Source organism: Amycolatopsis sp. NBC_01307 (assembly GCF_035975215.1).
GTDB lineage: Bacteria > Actinomycetota > Actinomycetes > Mycobacteriales > Pseudonocardiaceae > Amycolatopsis.
The window spans coordinates 6924440-6938876 of sequence record NZ_CP108403.1 but is presented as its reverse complement, the minus strand read 5'-3'; the positions used below and the strand labels follow the sequence as shown (position 1 = coordinate 6938876).

Here is a 14437-nt window from a genome sequence, read left to right as displayed (position 1 = left end):
GGGGGGCGTGCCCAAGTCCAGTCTATCGGCGGGGACCGACCGGACCGGCCGGGAAGCGGTTTTCGCGCCGAGTTGTCCACATCGGGCGAGGCCTGTGGACAACGCTTGGACCCGGCTCGCGCGGTGGCCGGAACGGGGTCTCGGAAGCGTCGCCCCAGGGCAGGCGAGGTCGCGTCAGCCCGGGAGCGGGCGGCGAAAGCGTCGCCCCAGGGGCAGGCGACGGAAGCGTCGCCCGGGGCGGAGCAGGCGACGAAAGCATCGCCCCGGGAGCAGGCACCGTCGCGTCAGCCCCGGGGGCAGGCAAACTCGCCCCCGGGAGCGGGCGACGTCAGCCTTCGAGAGCCAGCGCCGCGCCGAAGCCGAGCAGGGCCGTTCCGGTGACGCCGTCCATGGCGCGGCGTACCTTTCGCTGCTGCAACCAGCCGCGCACCCGGTGCACGAACAAGAGCAGCAGCACCTGCCACACCACGCCCAGGGCGGCGACCGTGTACGCCAGCAGCAGCGCGTCGCCCTGGTCCGTCACGCCCGGGGTCAGGAACTGCGGCAGCACCGACAGGTACAGCACGATCACCTTGGGGTTGGTGATGTTGGAGAGGAACCCTTCGCGGAACCGCCGGGCGCGGGACGCGCGGGCCCGGCGGACGTCGTCGAGCGCTTCGTAGTCTCCGCGCCAGGCGCCGCGCAGGGCCTGGACGCCCAGGTACACCAGGTAGGCCGCGCCGAGCCACTTCACCGTCACGAACACCGGCTGGTAGCGGGTGATCACCGCGCCCAGCCCGAGCGCGGCCGCCGTGCCCTGCAGGAAGTTCGCGACGCTGATGCCGCCGCACGCCCAGCCGCCGCCGCGCGCGCCGCCGGTGAGCGCGTTCTTCAGCACCACCATGGTGTCCGGGCCCGGCATCATCGCCAGCAACGCCATCATCGCCGCGAACCCGGCGTAGGTGCTCCACGTCATCAGGACTCCAGGGCGAGGGCGGCGCCGAACCCGACCAGCGCGGTGCCGGTGACGCCGTCGAGCGTCCGGCGGACCCGGCGGCGGCCCAGCCACGCGCGCACGCGGTGCACGAACACCAGCAGCACCAGCAACCACAGCCCGCCGATCACGGCGGTGGTGTAGGCCAGCGCGAGCGCGTCCCACGTCGTCGTGTGCCCGGGATCGAGGAACTGCGGCAGCACCGACAGGTACAGCACCAGCACCTTCGGGTTGGTGACGTTGGAGAGCAGCCCCTCGCGGAACCGCCGGAAACCCCCGCCGCGACGGCGTTGCTGCGTCTGCTCGACGACGTCGTAGTGCCCGCGGAACGCGCCGCGCAACGCCTGGACACCGAGGAAGACGAGGTAGGCCGCGCCGACCCACTTGAGGGCGAGGAACACCGGCTGCGACTTCGCGATGAGCACGCCGAGCCCGAGCGCGGCGGCGCTGCCCTGCACGACGTTCCCGGTGAGGATCCCGAGCGACGCGAGCAGCCCGCCCCGGAAGCCGCCGGACAGCGCGTTCTTCAGCATCACCATCGTGTCCGGCCCCGGCGCGAGCACGATCAGGACCACGATGAGCAGGTAACTCCCGTACACACTCCACGTCACGGCTACCCACGCTAACCGACGGATCTCGGTCCGGTCTCGCGGATTTCCGTCACAGCGTCCGGCGCGTAGTTTGTCCGTATGTACCGGGGGGAACTGAGGCTTCAAGCCGGCGAAAACCTGCTGTGGCAGTGTTCGCCGCGACCCGAACCGCCCGAAGAGCGGAACAAGGCGGTGCTGGCTGGGTCGCCGCGGTCGTCGTGTTCGTGAGCCTCGGCCAGACGACGTTCGCCGCCGTGCTGGCCGTGTTCGGCCTCGTGTCAGGTGGCTGGTCCGAATACTCGCGGCGGCGGCACGCCGATCTGGTCGAGTAACTTCGTGACCGATCAACGGACCGTCGTCCACAGCGACGAAGAGGGCAAGTTCGCCGACACGATCATCTTCGCCGGCGCCGAAGGTCGGCGCCGGCACCGGGTCGTCCACATCGACCGCTACGCCGAACCTGATCTCAGGCTCCGCGAGATCGACCACGCACAGAGGGTGTTCGCGCACGTACAGCGCGCTCGGCGTGCGGCGCCGGACACCCCGGCAGAGTAGTGTTCGGCCATGTCAGCAGGGGAAATCGATCTTCTACCCGGTGAGCGCGTGCTCTGGGCGGGCGAGCCGGTCCAGCGCCCGTTCTACGTCGCCGCGGACGGGGTGATCGCCCCCGCCGGGCTCGTCGTCACCGCGGCCGCGCTGTGGTTCCTCCTCACGCAGCGACCCGAAGGCGCGGGCATGCTCGCCGGGCTGGTCGTGCTGGTGGCCGGCTTGTACGGCGCGGTCGGCCGGTCCGCCGTCCGCTACCTCGCGCTCGGCCGGACGACCTACGCCGTGACGGACAGCCGGATCATCGCGCGCTCGGGCCTGTTCCGGCAGAAGGAACGCTCCAGCGAACTGGCCGGCTTGTCGGCACCGGTCCTCAAGCCCGGCCGGTCGAGCACCGGCACCTTCGCCTTCCCCGAGCCCGGCTCGGTGACGCTGATGGGCGTTGGCGAACCCAAGCGCGTCCGCGACCTGCTGACCAAGGCCATCGACGAGGCGAAGAGCCGCCAGGCCCCGCCGGAACCGGACAGTTCGGCCGCCTGACGGGCAACCCGGACACCCGCCGGAGCGTGCCTCAGGTGTGCAGGCCTACACGGGTGAACAGGTGCTGTGGACGGGAAAGCCGGTCCACCGGCCGCTCTTGAACCGCCGCGACCACCACGCCGTGCTGATCGGGGCCGTGGTGCTCGCGGTCGTGGGGTACTTCGCGGCGGACCAGGCCGCTGCCGAAAGACCGCACGCGCTGCTGGCGATGATCGGCTGCGGTGGCCTGCTGCTCTTCCACTTCGGCTTGCGGGCCGTGCAGCTCAGGCGCCTGACCTACGTGCTCACCGACCGCCGGCTGGTCGTCGACGCCGGTGCCGTGTGGCGGCGCACGCGGACCCAGCCCCTCACCGAGCTGGACGTGCCGGTCGTCGTGCCGGAGCGCGGCGGCGCGGGGACGATCACCTTCGGCCCGGTCGACCCGCGTCTCGTGGCCGCGGCGCGCTACGGCGCCCACCGGATCAAGGCCGTGCCCCTCCCGATCGTGCTGACGGGCATCGCCGAACCGGAGCGAGTACGCGCCCTGTTCGTCGAGGCGATCGGCGAGGCCCGGCGCAAGCAGGCGGCCGGCGAACCGGGTGACTCGCTCTTCTGACCCGAACAGGCAACCACCCGGTCCACGCGTGCGTGTTCCCACTGCTTACTGGGGAGTGGAGGCCACGGTGGACCTGCCGACGAACGTGCTGATGCCGGGAGAACGCCTGCTGTGGTCGGGCCGGCCGCGGCGCGTCGCGTTCGACGGCCAAGACTGGTACCGGCTGGTCTTCGGTCTGGTCTGGGGGTTTCTGACACTGGGGATCCCGCTGTTCGGGCACGCGCGGTTCTTGATCGTCTCGCCGATCTTCGCCGCGTTCGGGCTCGCGGTCGCCTGGGGCCCGATCGTCATCCGGCAACGGGCTCTGCGCCGCGCGGTGTACGCCGTGACCGACCGGCGGGTCGTGGTGGCCGATCGCGTCTCGGGCAGGATCCGCGCCTCGGCGTACCTGGGCGCGCTGCCGCCGCCGGTGGTGCGGGCCGGGCGCGCCGGCGCCGGCGCCGTCACCTTCGGGAGCACCGACGGCCTGCTGGGGTCGTTGACCGGGGCCGCGAACCCGGGGGCGTTCCTGGCTCGGTCCGTGCGGCTGGTCGGGCTGCCCGACGCCGAGTACGTCCGGGACCTGATCGCGCAGGCCCAGGCCCGGCCGTGGGCCGTCGGCTGAGCGCGGCCGTCACCCGGACGTGTCCGATTCCACTCCGCCGCATAAGTTACCGGCCGGTACACTCTGTGGGTCGACCAGCGCCGGAGGTGCACAGTGCCGTACCCATCCGACCACGAGCGGGATCGCCCGTGGGTGATGCGCACGTACGCGGGGCACTCCTCCGCGGCCGCGTCGAACGAGCTCTACCGGCGCAACCTCGCCAAGGGGCAGACCGGGCTCTCCGTCGCCTTCGACCTGCCGACCCAGACCGGTTACGACCCGGACCACCAGCTCAGCCGCGGTGAGGTCGGCAAGGTCGGCGTGCCCGTGTCGCACATCGGCGACATGCGGCGGCTCTTCGACGGCATCCCGCTCGCCGAGGCCAACACGTCGATGACCATCAACGCGCCGGCCATGTGGCTGCTCGCGCTGTACGTCTCCGTGGCGCGCGAGCAGGCCGAAGCCGAGGGCCGGGACGTCGACGAGGTGCTCGCGAAGCTCACCGGCACCACGCAGAACGACATCATCAAGGAGTACCTGTCCCGCGGGACCTACATCTTCCCGCCGGGCCCGAGCCTGCGGCTGATCACCGACATGATCGCGTGGACCGTGCACCACGTGCCGAAGTGGAACCCGATCAACATCTGCAGCTACCACCTGCAGGAAGCCGGCGCGACGCCGACGCAGGAGGTCGCCTACGCGCTGTGCACCGCGATCGCCGTGCTCGACGCCGTCCGCGACTCCGGGCAGGTCGACCCGGCCGACATGGGCAAGGTCGTCGCGCGGATCTCGTTCTTCGTCAACGCCGGCGTCCGGTTCGTCGAGGAGATGTCCAAGATGCGCGCGTTCACCGCGCTCTGGGACGAGATCACGCGGGATCGTTACGGCGTAACGGATCCGAAGGCACGCCGGCTGCGTTACGGCGTCCAGGTCAACTCGCTCGGGCTCACTGAGGCCCAGCCCGAGAACAACGTCCAGCGGATCGTGCTGGAGATGCTCGCGGTGTCGCTCTCCCGCGGCGCGCGGGCCCGCGCGATCCAGCTGCCGGCGTGGAACGAGGCGCTCGGCCTGCCCCGGCCGTGGGACCAGCAGTGGGCGCTGCGGATGCAGCAGGTGCTCGCCTTCGAGACGGACTTGCTGGAGTACGAGGACATCTTCGACGGCTCGCACGTCATCCAGGCCAAGGTCGACGAGATCATGGCCGGCGCGCGCGAGGAGATCGCCCGCGTCCAGGACGTCGGCGGCGCGGTCGCCGCGGTCGAGAGCGGCTACATGAAGTCGCAGCTGGTCGGGTCGCTGGCCGAGTACCGCCGCGGGATGGAGAACGGCGAGCGGGTGCTGGTCGGGGTCAACAAGTTCGCGACGACCGAGCCGTCGCCACTGCAGGCCGAAGGTGCGAAGGCGATCGAGACGATCGACCCGGCCGTCGAGAAGGACGCCGTCGCGGCGCTCGAGGAGTGGCGCGGCCGGCGGGACGGCGACGCCGTCGAGCGGTCGCTGGCCACGCTGAAGGAGACCGCGCGGACGTCCGCGAACCTCTTCGAGGCCACTGTGGACTGTGCGCGGGCCGGCGTGACCACCGGCGAGTGGTCCGGCGCGCTGCGCGAGGTGTTCGGCGAATACCGGGCGCCCACCGGGGTTTCCGCGACCGCCGCGGGCGGCGGCGACCCGGGGATCGAGCGGGTGCGCGCCCGCGTCCGCGCCACTGAGGCGGAACTGGGCGAGCGGCTGCGGATCCTGGTCGGCAAGCCGGGGCTCGACGGGCACTCCAACGGCGCGGAGCAGGTCGCCGTCCGCGCCCGCGACGTCGGCTTCGAGGTCGTCTACCAGGGCATCCGGCTGACGCCCGAACAGATCACCGCGGCCGCCGTGCAGGAAGGCGTGCACGTCGTCGGGCTGTCGGTGCTGTCCGGCTCGCACCTCGAGGTCGTGCCGCACGTCGTCGACGGCCTGCGGGCCGCGGGCGCGGGTGACGTGCCGGTGATCGTCGGCGGGATCATCCCGCCCGACGATGCCGCGTTGCTCACCGAACGCGGCATCGCGCGGGTGTTCACGCCCAAGGACTACGAGCTGACCGACATCATGGACGGCATCGTCTCGCTCATCCGGGAGCGCCACGGCCTCAGCTGAGGCCCGCCAGGATGTCCTTCGTGGACTTGACGGTGGCGAACTGGTTGTGCAGGTTCGCCGCCGTGACGCGGTACAGCTCGTCGGCGGTGACGACGTCGCCGTCCACGCCCGGCAGGTCGAACGTGAACGTCGCGTCGAGCGCGAAAGTCACGTCGTAGCCGAGGTTTCCGCCCATCCGCGCGGTGGTCTCGCAGCAGAAGTTCGTCTGGATGCCGGCGAGCACGAAGCTCGTGATGCCGCGCTTGCGCAGCCACGCGTCGAGGTCGACGTCGCCGATGAACGCCGAGTTGACCCGCTTGCCGAACACCAGGTCGGGGCGCGCGCCGTCGAGTTCGGGCTTGAAGTCGTTGCCCGGCTGGCCGGGCCGCAACGACGACTTCGGTCCCGTCGAGTCGTGGTGCACCAGCACGACCGGCAGCCGCCGCTCCTGCCACGCGTCGAGCAGGGCCTTGATGTTCGCTTCGGCGCCGGGGTTGTTGCGCGGTCCCCAGACGGGCTCGTCGAACCCGCGCTGGACGTCGATCAGGATGAGTGCCGTTTCGGTCATGACGTCGAGTTTCGCCGTTCCGTGCCGCCCGGGGGAGTGGCAGAAGACGCGCGATGCGGTACTTTTCTGCCATGCGCACGATCGGCGTCCTGCTCCTGCCCGGCACCCGGATGTTCGACCTCGCGGTGATCGGCGAGGTCTGGGGCCAGGACCGCACCGACAGCGGGATCGGCCCGTTCACCCTGCGGCTGTGCAGCCCGGGCCGGGTCCGCACGGCCGTCTCGCCGTTCGGCGACGTCGCGGCCACGCACGGCCTGGCCGGGCTCGACGGCTGCGACCTCGTGCTGGCGCCGGGCCGCGACGACCCGCTCGCTCCGGTGCCTTCTGCCGCCGGCGCGGCCCTGCGGCGGGCGCACCGCGCGGGGACGACGGTGGCCGCGTTGTGCTCGGGCGCGTTCACGCTGGCCGCCGCCGGCCTGCTCGACGGCCGCGCGGCGACCACGCACTGGCGCGACTTCGACGCCCTGACCGTCGCCGCGCCACGCGCCGACCTGCAGCGCGACGTGCTCTACACCGACGACAGCGGCGTCCTGACCTCGGCGGGCGTCGTCGGCGGCCTCGACCTCTGCCTGTACCTGGTCCGCCGGGACCACGGCGCGGACGTCGCCGCCGCGCTCGCGCGCCGGCTGGTGATGCCGCCGGCGCGCGAAGGCGGGCAGCGCCAGTACGTCGACAACCCGCTGCCGCCGGCGACCGCCCAGCCGGGCATGGCGTCCACAATGGACTGGGCGCTGGCCCGGATCGGCGACGACATCGGCGTCGAGGACCTGGTCGGGCACGCGCGGATGAGCGAGCGGACGTTCCACCGGGAGTTCGCCGCGGCCACCGGCGTGACGCCGGGACGCTGGCTGCGCGTCCAGCGCGTCCGGTACGCGCAGCGCTTGCTGGAGACGACCGAGCTGCCGGTCGAACGGGTCGCGCAACGCTCCGGCCTGGGCACCGCGGCGAACCTGCGGCGCCGGATGCGCGCCGAGGTCGGCGTCGGCCCGGACAGTTACCGGCGCACGTTCCGAAGGGTTACCGTCGAGGCATGACCGAGTACGAGCACATCCTGGTCAAGCGCGACGGCGACACCGTCACGATCACCATGAACCGCGCGGCACGGCGCAACTCGCTGTCCGCGGACCACCTCGCCGAGCTGCTGGCCGCGTTCCGCGAGGCCGGGGCGTCCGACGCGACGGGCATCGTGCTGGCCGGCGCCGGCCCGGTGTTCTCCGCCGGCCACGACTTCGGCGACGTCGCCGCGCGCGACCTGATGGGCGTGCGCGAGCTGCTGACGTTGTGCACGGACCTGATGCGCACGATGCAGTCGGTGCCGCAGGTGGTCATCGCGCGGGTGCACGGCCTGGCCACCGCCGCGGGCTGCCAGCTGGTGGCCTCGTGCGACCTCGCCATCGCCGCCGAGTCGGCCGGCTTCGCGCTCCCGGGCGGCAAGGGCGGCTGGTTCTGCCACACCCCGGCGGTCCCGGTGGCGCGCTCGATCGGCCGCAAGCGCCTGATGGAGCTGGCGCTGACCGGCGACGTCGTCGACGCGCCGACCGCGCTCGACTGGGGGCTGGTCAACCGCGTCGTGCCGGACGAGCGGCTCGACGACGCCGTCGCGGAGCTGCTCGCGCGGGCGACGCGGGGCAGCCGGGCGAGCAAGGCGATGGGCAAGGTGACGCTGTACGCCCAGCTGGACCGGCCCGAGGCCGACGCGTACGCGATCGCGCTGGAGGTGATGGCCTCGGCGTCGCAGCTGCCCGGCGCCCGCGAAGGCATGGCCGCGTTCCTGGAGAAGCGCAAGCCCTCCTGGCCCGACTGATCACGCCTTCCCGGCGAGAGTCACCTGATCGGGTACCGCTCGGCCAGCATGAGCTGGGCCCACGCGGCCAGCGACTGTGCGTCGGTCATCTCGCCGGTGAGGATCATCTTCTCGACGTCGGCGCGGGTGAACCAGGCGCTGCGCATGTCCTGCTCCTCGATCTCGCGCTCCGGCTCGCCCTCGGTGAGCTCGGTGGCGAGGAACACCCAGCCGCGCTGGCTGCTCATCCCGGCCGCGACGTCGAGCCGGCCGAGCGTCACCATCGAGCCGGCGCGCAGGCCGGTCTCCTCGCGCAGCTCGCGGGCCGCGAGCTCGCCGGGCGGCACGTCGGCCAGGTCGGGCGCGGTGCCCTGCGGGAACTCCCAGCGGCGTTCGCCGAGCGGGTAGCGGAACTGCTCGACCAGCCGGAACCGGTCGCCGTCCTGGGCGATGACGAGCGCGTACGCCGGTTTGTCGATCACGCCGTAGATGCCGGCCGAGCCGTCGAGACGGCGGATTTCGTCCTCCCGGACGGTCATCCAATTGTTCCGGTACACCTCGCGGGACGCGACACGCTGAATGGGGTCCACCGGACCAGTATCCCGGACCTGTCCTACCCTCCTCGGGTGCGTCTCGTGATCGCGCGGTGCCAGGTCGACTACGCCGGCCGGCTGACCGCCCACCTGCCGATGGCTACCCGGCTGCTGCTCGTGAAGTCCGACGGCTCGGTGTCGGTCCACTCCGACGACCGCGCGTACAAGCCGTTGAACTGGATGAGCCCGCCCTGCTGGCTGATCGAGGACGGCAAGATCTGGATCGTCGAGAACAAGCAGGGCGAGAAGCTGGTGATCTCGATCGAGGAGATCTTCCACGACTACTCCCAAGCGCTGGGCGCGGAGCCGGGCCTGCAGAAGGACGGCGTCGAGGCGCACCTGCAGGCCCTGCTGGCCGAGCACATCAAGACCCTCGGCGACGGCTACACCCTGGTCCGCCGCGAGTTCCCCACGCCGATCGGCCCGGTCGACATCATGGCCCGCGACGCCGACGGCAAGTCGGTGGCGGTGGAGATCAAGCGCCGCGGCGAGATCGACGGCGTCGAGCAGCTGACGCGCTACCTGGAGCTGCTGAACCGCGACCCGCTGCTGGCCCCGGTGCAGGGCGTGTTCGCGGCCCAGATCATCAAGCCGCAGGCGCGCACGCTGGCGGAGGACCGCGGGATCCGCTGCCTGACCCTGGACTACGACGAGCTGCGCGGCATCGAGTCCGACGAGTTCCGGCTGTTCTGAGTGGTGCAGCCCGGTCGCTACGTCCACTACAAGGGCCACGAGTACGAGGTGCTCGGCGTCGCGTCGCACAGCGAGACCGAGGAACAACTGGTCGTGTACCGCGCGCTCTACGGCGAGCGGGGCCTGTGGGTGCGCCCGGAAGCGATGTTCACCGAGACGGTCGAGACGCCGGACGGTCCGGTGCCGCGCTTCCGCCGGATGACTTCCTGAGCCACCTTCACCACAGTTCACGTCGAGCCGTTCGAGTGCCGGTTGTTCTTCGCCCTTGCAGGCTGAGGGCCGGTGGCGACTTGTTCGTTCAGCAGATCGGCGAACTCGCGACCAGCGCGAGCACACCGAGGAACAGCACACGCGGGACGGTCACCCGGTCGTTGCGCCCGTACCGGGTCTCCACGCGGGCGGACAGGCCGTGAAGGGACGATTCCTCCGGGCGGTCCGGTGGCGGGAAGACGCACCTGAGTCGCTTCACCCGTCGTCGCTGTTACGGTGATGCCGAATCGATGCCGTATTCGTGTATCTGATTCGGCTGCCATTACTCCGGCCGGGGAATTGTTGACCGGATAGCGCGCGTTGCGGTGGGCCGATCATTTCATCCGCCTTATCTTAATGCGCTGTTCGGGTGAGGTGCGGATCCATTGAGTCCGGCTCGTGGGATACTCGATTCGAGGGGTTCCGCCGGTACGTCCGGTGTGGCCGGAGGGTGGTGCGCTCGGCCGTCTTTCTTCGTCGTGCCAACGTTTGTTTCCGCCTTTGAGCTCGGTGTGCGCATGTCCTCCGGTCGATGTGCGCGCGTTTTCGCCTGCACGGAGGAGGAAGTCATGCGTTATCGCCCGCTCGGTTCCGATCCGCTCGACCCGCGGCTGGGCCGGTTCATTCCGGACGACTGGGAGCACGTCGAACGGTATCCGTTGTCGGCGCTCGCCGACGACGACCGGCCGACGCGGTCGCCCGTCGTCATCGGGGTCAACTGGTACTCCGCTTTCGACACGCCGGAGCAGGACGAGAAGTCCGGCGAGTTCTTCATCGCGAAGGCGGGCGCCGACGCGCTCGGCCGGATCCGTGGCGGGCACTGCGTCTGCCTCGAACCGGGCGGCACCCCGGACACCGACGCCAACTACGCCTTCTACGACCAGGGCGCGGAAGGCGCCTGCGTCGGCTTCGGCTGGTCGCGGTGCATGTCGCTGTTCAACGGCGGCGAGTACACCGCCCGCTGGCTCTGGGACGCGGCCAAGAAGGGCGACGAATGGCCCGAGACCAACCCCGGTGACGACAACGGCACCTCCGTCCGCGCCGGCGCCGAGGTGCTCAAGGACGCCGGGCACGTCCTCTGGGACGACTCGTACAAGAACGACGACTGGGAGGCGCGGGAGAAGTACGTCCCCGACGCCAAGCAGGGCATCGCGGCCTTCCGCTGGGCCAAGTCGGTCGACGACGTGCACGCCGTCCTCGGCAACCCGCGGGCCGACGAGCTCGGCGCGGTGCCGCTGCTCAACTCGTGGGGTCCGGAGTACCCGCACCGCACCTACCTGCCCGACGACGTGCTCGCCCGGCTGATCGACGAGGAGGGCGAGATCGCCGTCCCGACCGATCGATGATCGGCAACTGAGCCGCTCCCGCGGCGTCGAGGGCGCGTTTCCACTGGTCAGAGACCGGGAAACGCGCCCTCTGTGCACAATGGACAGCTCAGCGTGCCGACCCGGAAACCATGCAGTACTGTCCGGATCCGACAGGACAGTGGTGATTCCTGTCGGTTCTTGTCCAGTTTGAAAGTACAGCCGGGAGGTGGGTCGGGTGCTTCTCGCCGATGCGAACCTGCGACTCGACGCCAACGCGATCGACTACATCGAGCTGGCGTTCTACTTCGTCCTGGTGCTCGGCATCGGGTACCTGGCCCGGAGGCAGGTGTCGAGCAGTCTCGACTTCTTCCTGTCGGGCCGTTCGCTACCCGCCTGGGTGACCGGCCTCGCGTTCATCTCCGCGAACCTCGGTGCGGTCGAGGTCATGGGCATGTCGGCCAACGGCGCCCAGTACGGCCTGCCGACCGTGCACTACTTCTGGATCGGCGCGATCCCGGCGATGCTGTTCCTCGGCATCGTGATGATGCCGTTCTACTACGGCTCGAAGGTCCGCAGCGTCCCGGAGTTCATGCGCCGCCGCTTCGGCAAGCCGGCCCACCTGCTCAACGGCATCAGCTTCGCCGCCGCTCAGATCCTGATCGCGGGCGCGAACCTGTTCCTGCTGGCCAGCGTCGTGAACCTGCTGCTGGGCTGGCCGATCTGGGTGTCGATCATCATCGCCGCCGTGATCGTGCTCTCCTACACCGCGCTCGGCGGCCTCTCCGCCGCGATCTACAACGAGGTCCTGCAGTTCTTCGTGATCGTCATCGCGCTGGTGCCGCTGACGATCATCGGCCTGGTGAAGGTCGGCGGCTGGCAGGGCTTGGTCGACAAGGTCACCGGCAGCCCGGGCGGCACCGCGCAGCTGCACTCGTGGCCCGGTGACAACCTGACGGGCTTCGGCAACAACATCCTCTCGATCCTCGGCATCGTGTTCGGTCTGGGCTTCGTGCTCTCGTTCGGCTACTGGACGACGAACTTCGTCGAGGTCCAGCGCGCGATGGCGTCGAAGAGCATGTCCGCCGCGCGGCGCACGCCGATCATCGGCGCGTTCCCGAAGATGCTGGTCCCGTTCATCGTGATCATCCCCGGCATGATCGCCGCGGTCACCGTGTCCGAGTACGTCAAGGACAAGCAGGTCCTGCTCGACGGCGGCACCGCGGAAAGCGGCGTCACCTTCAACAACGCGCTCCTGCTGCTGATGCGCGACCTGCTGCCCAACGGCATGCTCGGCATCGCGATCGCCGGCCTGCTGGCCTCGTTCATGGCCGGCATGGCCGCGAACCTCAGCTCGTTCAACACGGTCTTCACTTACGACATCTGGCAGACGTACGTCAAGAAGGACAAGCCGGACGGCTACTACCTGCGTCTCGGACGCATCGTCACGTCGGTCGGCACGGTCCTCGCGATCGGTACCGCGTTCATCGCCTCGAACTCCGGCAACATCCTGGACTACCTGCAGGACCTGTTCTCGTTCTTCAACGCACCGCTGTTCGCGACGTTCATCCTGGGCATGTTCTGGAAGCGGATGACGCCGCACGCCGGCTGGAGCGGCCTGCTCCTCGGTACCGCGTCCGCGATCACCGTCTGGGGCCTGTCGCAGGCCGGGGTGATCGGCCTGAGCGGCCAGGGCACCAGCTTCGTGGCCGCCGGTACCGCGTTCGTCGTCGACATCGTGGTGAGCGTCGTGGTTTCGCTGGCGACCAAGCCGAAGCCGGACGAAGAACTGGTGGGTCTCGTCTACTCGCTGACGCCGAAGGCGACGCGGCAGCACGACAACACCGGCGAGAACGCGGGCTGGTACCGCAAGCCGGGCCTGCTCGCGGGCATCGTGCTCATCCTGACCATCGCCCTCAACGTCATCTTCTAGGAGGTCCCCGTTATGGCTACCGAGTCCGGCGCGCGGCCGAAGAAGGCGGGCGCTTTCGACATCCGGCTGATCATCGCCCTGCTGATCGGCGTCTACGGCGTCATCCTCACGGTGCTGGGCATCGGTTTCACGTCCGACGCCGAGCTGCAGAAGGCGGCCGGGGTGAACATCAACCTGTGGGCCGGCATCGGCATGCTGGTGGTCGCCGCGCTGTTCTTCACCTGGGCGCAGGTCCGGCCGCTGGTCGTGCCGGCCGAGACCGAGACCGAAGAGACCACCGACACGACCCCGGCGGCGGGCGAATAGCCGGGTTGTCCGGACAGCGGCGCGCTGCTGCCGCTACCGTGCATCGCGTGCTCCCTGACGTTCGACACCGCCGTCTCCCGAAGCTGTTCCTGCTGGTCACCGCCCTCACGCTGACTTTGACCGCGTGCGGGCAGGACCTCGGCCGGTCCAACTTCGCGCGGACGACGGTGCCCGCGGGGGCCGGCTCGGGCCCGGCCACCGACGGCCCGATCACCGACGCCGCGGTGGCCACCGGCGCCCTGCGCACGATCAAGCCGTGCCAGTTCCTGACCAAGGACGCCCTCGGCGCGCTCGGCCTCGGCACGGTCGAGGAGGACCCGACGCCGTCGTCGATCGCCTACGACCGCTGCACCAACAAGGTCAAGGACCCCGGCGGTAAGGAGATCCGGCTCGACTTCGAGATCGGCAACACCCTGCTGCCGCACGCGGACAAGACGACCGGCCTGGTCGGCGGGCTGCCGCTGCGCGTCGACAAGACCGACGACTCGGACTGCACGGTCGCGGCGATGACGGCGCTGAACCCGGACACGGCCATCACCCTGACGGTCGCCTACCCGGGTGATCCCTGCCGTCCCGGGCAGACACTGATGGACGCGGTCGTGCAGAAGCTGCACAGCTCGCCGGAGAAGTACTCCACGCCGCCGGGCACGCTGCTGACCGCCGACCCGTGCGCGATGGCGGAGTCCTCTGTGGTCGCCTCGGCCGCGCCGTCCGCGAAGCCGGCGCCGTCGGGCCTGCACGCCTGCGACTGGAAGGCCAAGGCCGCCTCCGCGACGGTGACGGTCGGGTTCCTGCCGGGCCTGCCCCCGATCGTGGGCGACGGTTACTCCAAGGTGGACCTCGGTGGCGGGATCACCGGCTTCCAGAAGAAGGGCACGTCGGGCTCGTCGCAGTGCGACGTGGAGTGGCAGCACCGGCCGTGGCAGGGCGACGACGTCGAACTGGCCCAGGTGCGCTACCAGAACTACGACGCCCAGGCGGACAAGGACGACCCGTGCGGCAAGGCGGTCACCGTCGCGAAGAACGTCGTCACGTTGCTCCCTAAACCCTGACCTGGCGTACGGCCGCGCGG

18 protein-coding genes are annotated in these 14437 nt (G+C 70.4%); 13 read left to right on the top strand and 5 right to left on the bottom strand.

Translation table 11 applies throughout. The annotated features are described in order from the left end of the window. Positions 1-328: 328 nt before the first annotated feature. Together OG439_RS29990 and OG439_RS29985 are read right to left on the bottom strand one after the other, a co-directional pair. Positions 329-955 carry a LysE family translocator gene (locus tag OG439_RS29990; RefSeq protein WP_247057088.1) on the bottom strand — a complete coding sequence of 209 codons (627 nt, stop codon included), beginning with the start codon at positions 953-955 and terminating at the stop codon, positions 329-331. After that, a complete protein-coding gene (locus OG439_RS29985; RefSeq protein WP_326944124.1) occupies positions 955-1584 on the bottom strand; it encodes a LysE family translocator in 630 nt (209 codons plus the stop codon). Before OG439_RS29985 ends, OG439_RS29990 begins: the two co-directional genes overlap by 1 nt. A 315-nt stretch (positions 1585-1899) precedes the next feature. On the opposite strand from OG439_RS29985, the gene OG439_RS29980 reads away from it, so the two are divergent. The 5 genes from OG439_RS29980 to OG439_RS29960 all read left to right on the top strand — a co-directional run bounded on the left by OG439_RS29980 (position 1900) and on the right by OG439_RS29960 (position 5957). Further along, a complete protein-coding gene (locus OG439_RS29980) occupies positions 1900-2118 on the top strand; it encodes a hypothetical protein (protein ID WP_326944123.1) in 219 nt (72 codons plus the stop codon). A 48-nt stretch (positions 2119-2166) separates the two neighbouring features. Then, positions 2167-2649, top strand: a complete 483-nt coding sequence (locus tag OG439_RS29975; protein ID WP_326944122.1) for a PH domain-containing protein — start codon at positions 2167-2169, stop codon at positions 2647-2649. A gap of 61 nt (positions 2650-2710) precedes the next feature. Then, the gene (locus OG439_RS29970) at positions 2711-3244 is read left to right on the top strand and encodes a hypothetical protein (RefSeq protein WP_326944121.1); all 534 of its coding nucleotides are present in this window, start codon (positions 2711-2713) and stop codon (positions 3242-3244) included. A gap of 67 nt (positions 3245-3311) precedes the next feature. Beyond that, a complete protein-coding gene (locus OG439_RS29965) occupies positions 3312-3848 on the top strand; it encodes a hypothetical protein (protein ID WP_326944120.1) in 537 nt (178 codons plus the stop codon). 93 nt (positions 3849-3941) lie between these two features. Next, complete coding sequence (locus OG439_RS29960; RefSeq protein WP_326944119.1) at positions 3942-5957, top strand: protein meaA; 2016 nt, start codon at positions 3942-3944, stop codon at positions 5955-5957. Here the strand turns inward: OG439_RS29960 and OG439_RS29955 are convergent. Then, positions 5950-6504 carry a cysteine hydrolase family protein gene (locus OG439_RS29955; RefSeq protein ID WP_326944118.1) on the bottom strand — a complete coding sequence of 185 codons (555 nt, stop codon included), beginning with the start codon at positions 6502-6504 and terminating at the stop codon, positions 5950-5952. The genes OG439_RS29960 and OG439_RS29955 overlap by 8 nt on opposite strands. A 71-nt stretch (positions 6505-6575) precedes the next feature. Here OG439_RS29955 and OG439_RS29950 point away from each other — a divergent pair, with 71 nt between their 5' ends. Both OG439_RS29950 and OG439_RS29945 read left to right on the top strand, forming a co-directional pair. Continuing rightward, positions 6576-7538 carry a GlxA family transcriptional regulator gene (locus OG439_RS29950; protein ID WP_326944117.1) on the top strand — a complete coding sequence of 321 codons (963 nt, stop codon included), beginning with the start codon at positions 6576-6578 and terminating at the stop codon, positions 7536-7538. Beyond that, positions 7535-8308 (top strand): enoyl-CoA hydratase-related protein, encoded by a 774-nt coding sequence (locus tag OG439_RS29945; RefSeq protein WP_326944116.1) that lies wholly within the window; start codon positions 7535-7537, stop codon positions 8306-8308. The genes OG439_RS29950 and OG439_RS29945 overlap by 4 nt, the downstream gene beginning before the upstream one ends. A gap of 20 nt (positions 8309-8328) precedes the next feature. Here the strand turns inward: OG439_RS29945 and OG439_RS29940 are convergent, their stop codons facing one another. Further along, entirely contained in the window at positions 8329-8877 is a 549-nt protein-coding gene (locus tag OG439_RS29940) for an NUDIX domain-containing protein (RefSeq protein ID WP_247057080.1), read from the bottom strand. 36 nt (positions 8878-8913) lie between these two features. Between OG439_RS29940 and nucS the strand changes: the two genes are divergently transcribed. Together nucS and OG439_RS29930 are read left to right on the top strand one after the other, a co-directional pair. Further along, complete coding sequence (gene nucS / locus OG439_RS29935) at positions 8914-9573, top strand: endonuclease NucS (protein ID WP_247057078.1); 660 nt, start codon at positions 8914-8916, stop codon at positions 9571-9573. Further along, entirely contained in the window at positions 9574-9783 is a 210-nt protein-coding gene (locus OG439_RS29930; RefSeq protein WP_326944115.1) for a DUF1653 domain-containing protein, read from the top strand. 88 nt (positions 9784-9871) lie between these two features. Here the strand turns inward: OG439_RS29930 and OG439_RS29925 are convergent, their stop codons facing one another. Then, positions 9872-10042 carry a hypothetical protein gene (locus tag OG439_RS29925; RefSeq protein ID WP_326944114.1) on the bottom strand — a complete coding sequence of 57 codons (171 nt, stop codon included), beginning with the start codon at positions 10040-10042 and terminating at the stop codon, positions 9872-9874. A gap of 349 nt (positions 10043-10391) precedes the next feature. On the opposite strand from OG439_RS29925, the gene OG439_RS29920 reads away from it, so the two are divergent. From OG439_RS29920 to OG439_RS29905, 4 genes are all read left to right on the top strand, one after another. Continuing rightward, positions 10392-11168, top strand: a complete 777-nt coding sequence (locus OG439_RS29920; protein WP_326944113.1) for a hypothetical protein — start codon at positions 10392-10394, stop codon at positions 11166-11168. A gap of 196 nt (positions 11169-11364) precedes the next feature. Continuing rightward, a complete protein-coding gene (locus OG439_RS29915) occupies positions 11365-13059 on the top strand; it encodes a sodium:solute symporter family protein (protein ID WP_326944112.1) in 1695 nt (564 codons plus the stop codon). 12 nt (positions 13060-13071) lie between these two features. Beyond that, positions 13072-13365, top strand: coding sequence for a hypothetical protein (locus OG439_RS29910; RefSeq protein WP_326944111.1), 294 nt, complete (start codon positions 13072-13074; stop codon positions 13363-13365). A 47-nt stretch (positions 13366-13412) separates the two neighbouring features. Beyond that, entirely contained in the window at positions 13413-14417 is a 1005-nt protein-coding gene (locus OG439_RS29905) for a DUF3558 domain-containing protein (protein ID WP_326944110.1), read from the top strand. Positions 14418-14437: the final 20 nt, after the last annotated feature.

Coding starts and splice junctions, on each gene's coding strand:
- OG439_RS29945 (WP_326944116.1), top strand. CDS start 7,535: ATGACCGAGTACGAGCACATCCTGGTCAAGCGCGACGGCGACACCGTC.
- OG439_RS29920 (WP_326944113.1), top strand. CDS start 10,392: ATGCGTTATCGCCCGCTCGGTTCCGATCCGCTCGACCCGCGGCTGGGC.
- OG439_RS29910 (WP_326944111.1), top strand. CDS start 13,072: ATGGCTACCGAGTCCGGCGCGCGGCCGAAGAAGGCGGGCGCTTTCGAC.
- OG439_RS29990 (WP_247057088.1), bottom strand. CDS start 955: ATGACGTGGAGCACCTACGCCGGGTTCGCGGCGATGATGGCGTTGCTG.
- OG439_RS29950 (WP_326944117.1), top strand. CDS start 6,576: ATGCGCACGATCGGCGTCCTGCTCCTGCCCGGCACCCGGATGTTCGAC.
- OG439_RS29955 (WP_326944118.1), bottom strand. CDS start 6,504: ATGACCGAAACGGCACTCATCCTGATCGACGTCCAGCGCGGGTTCGAC.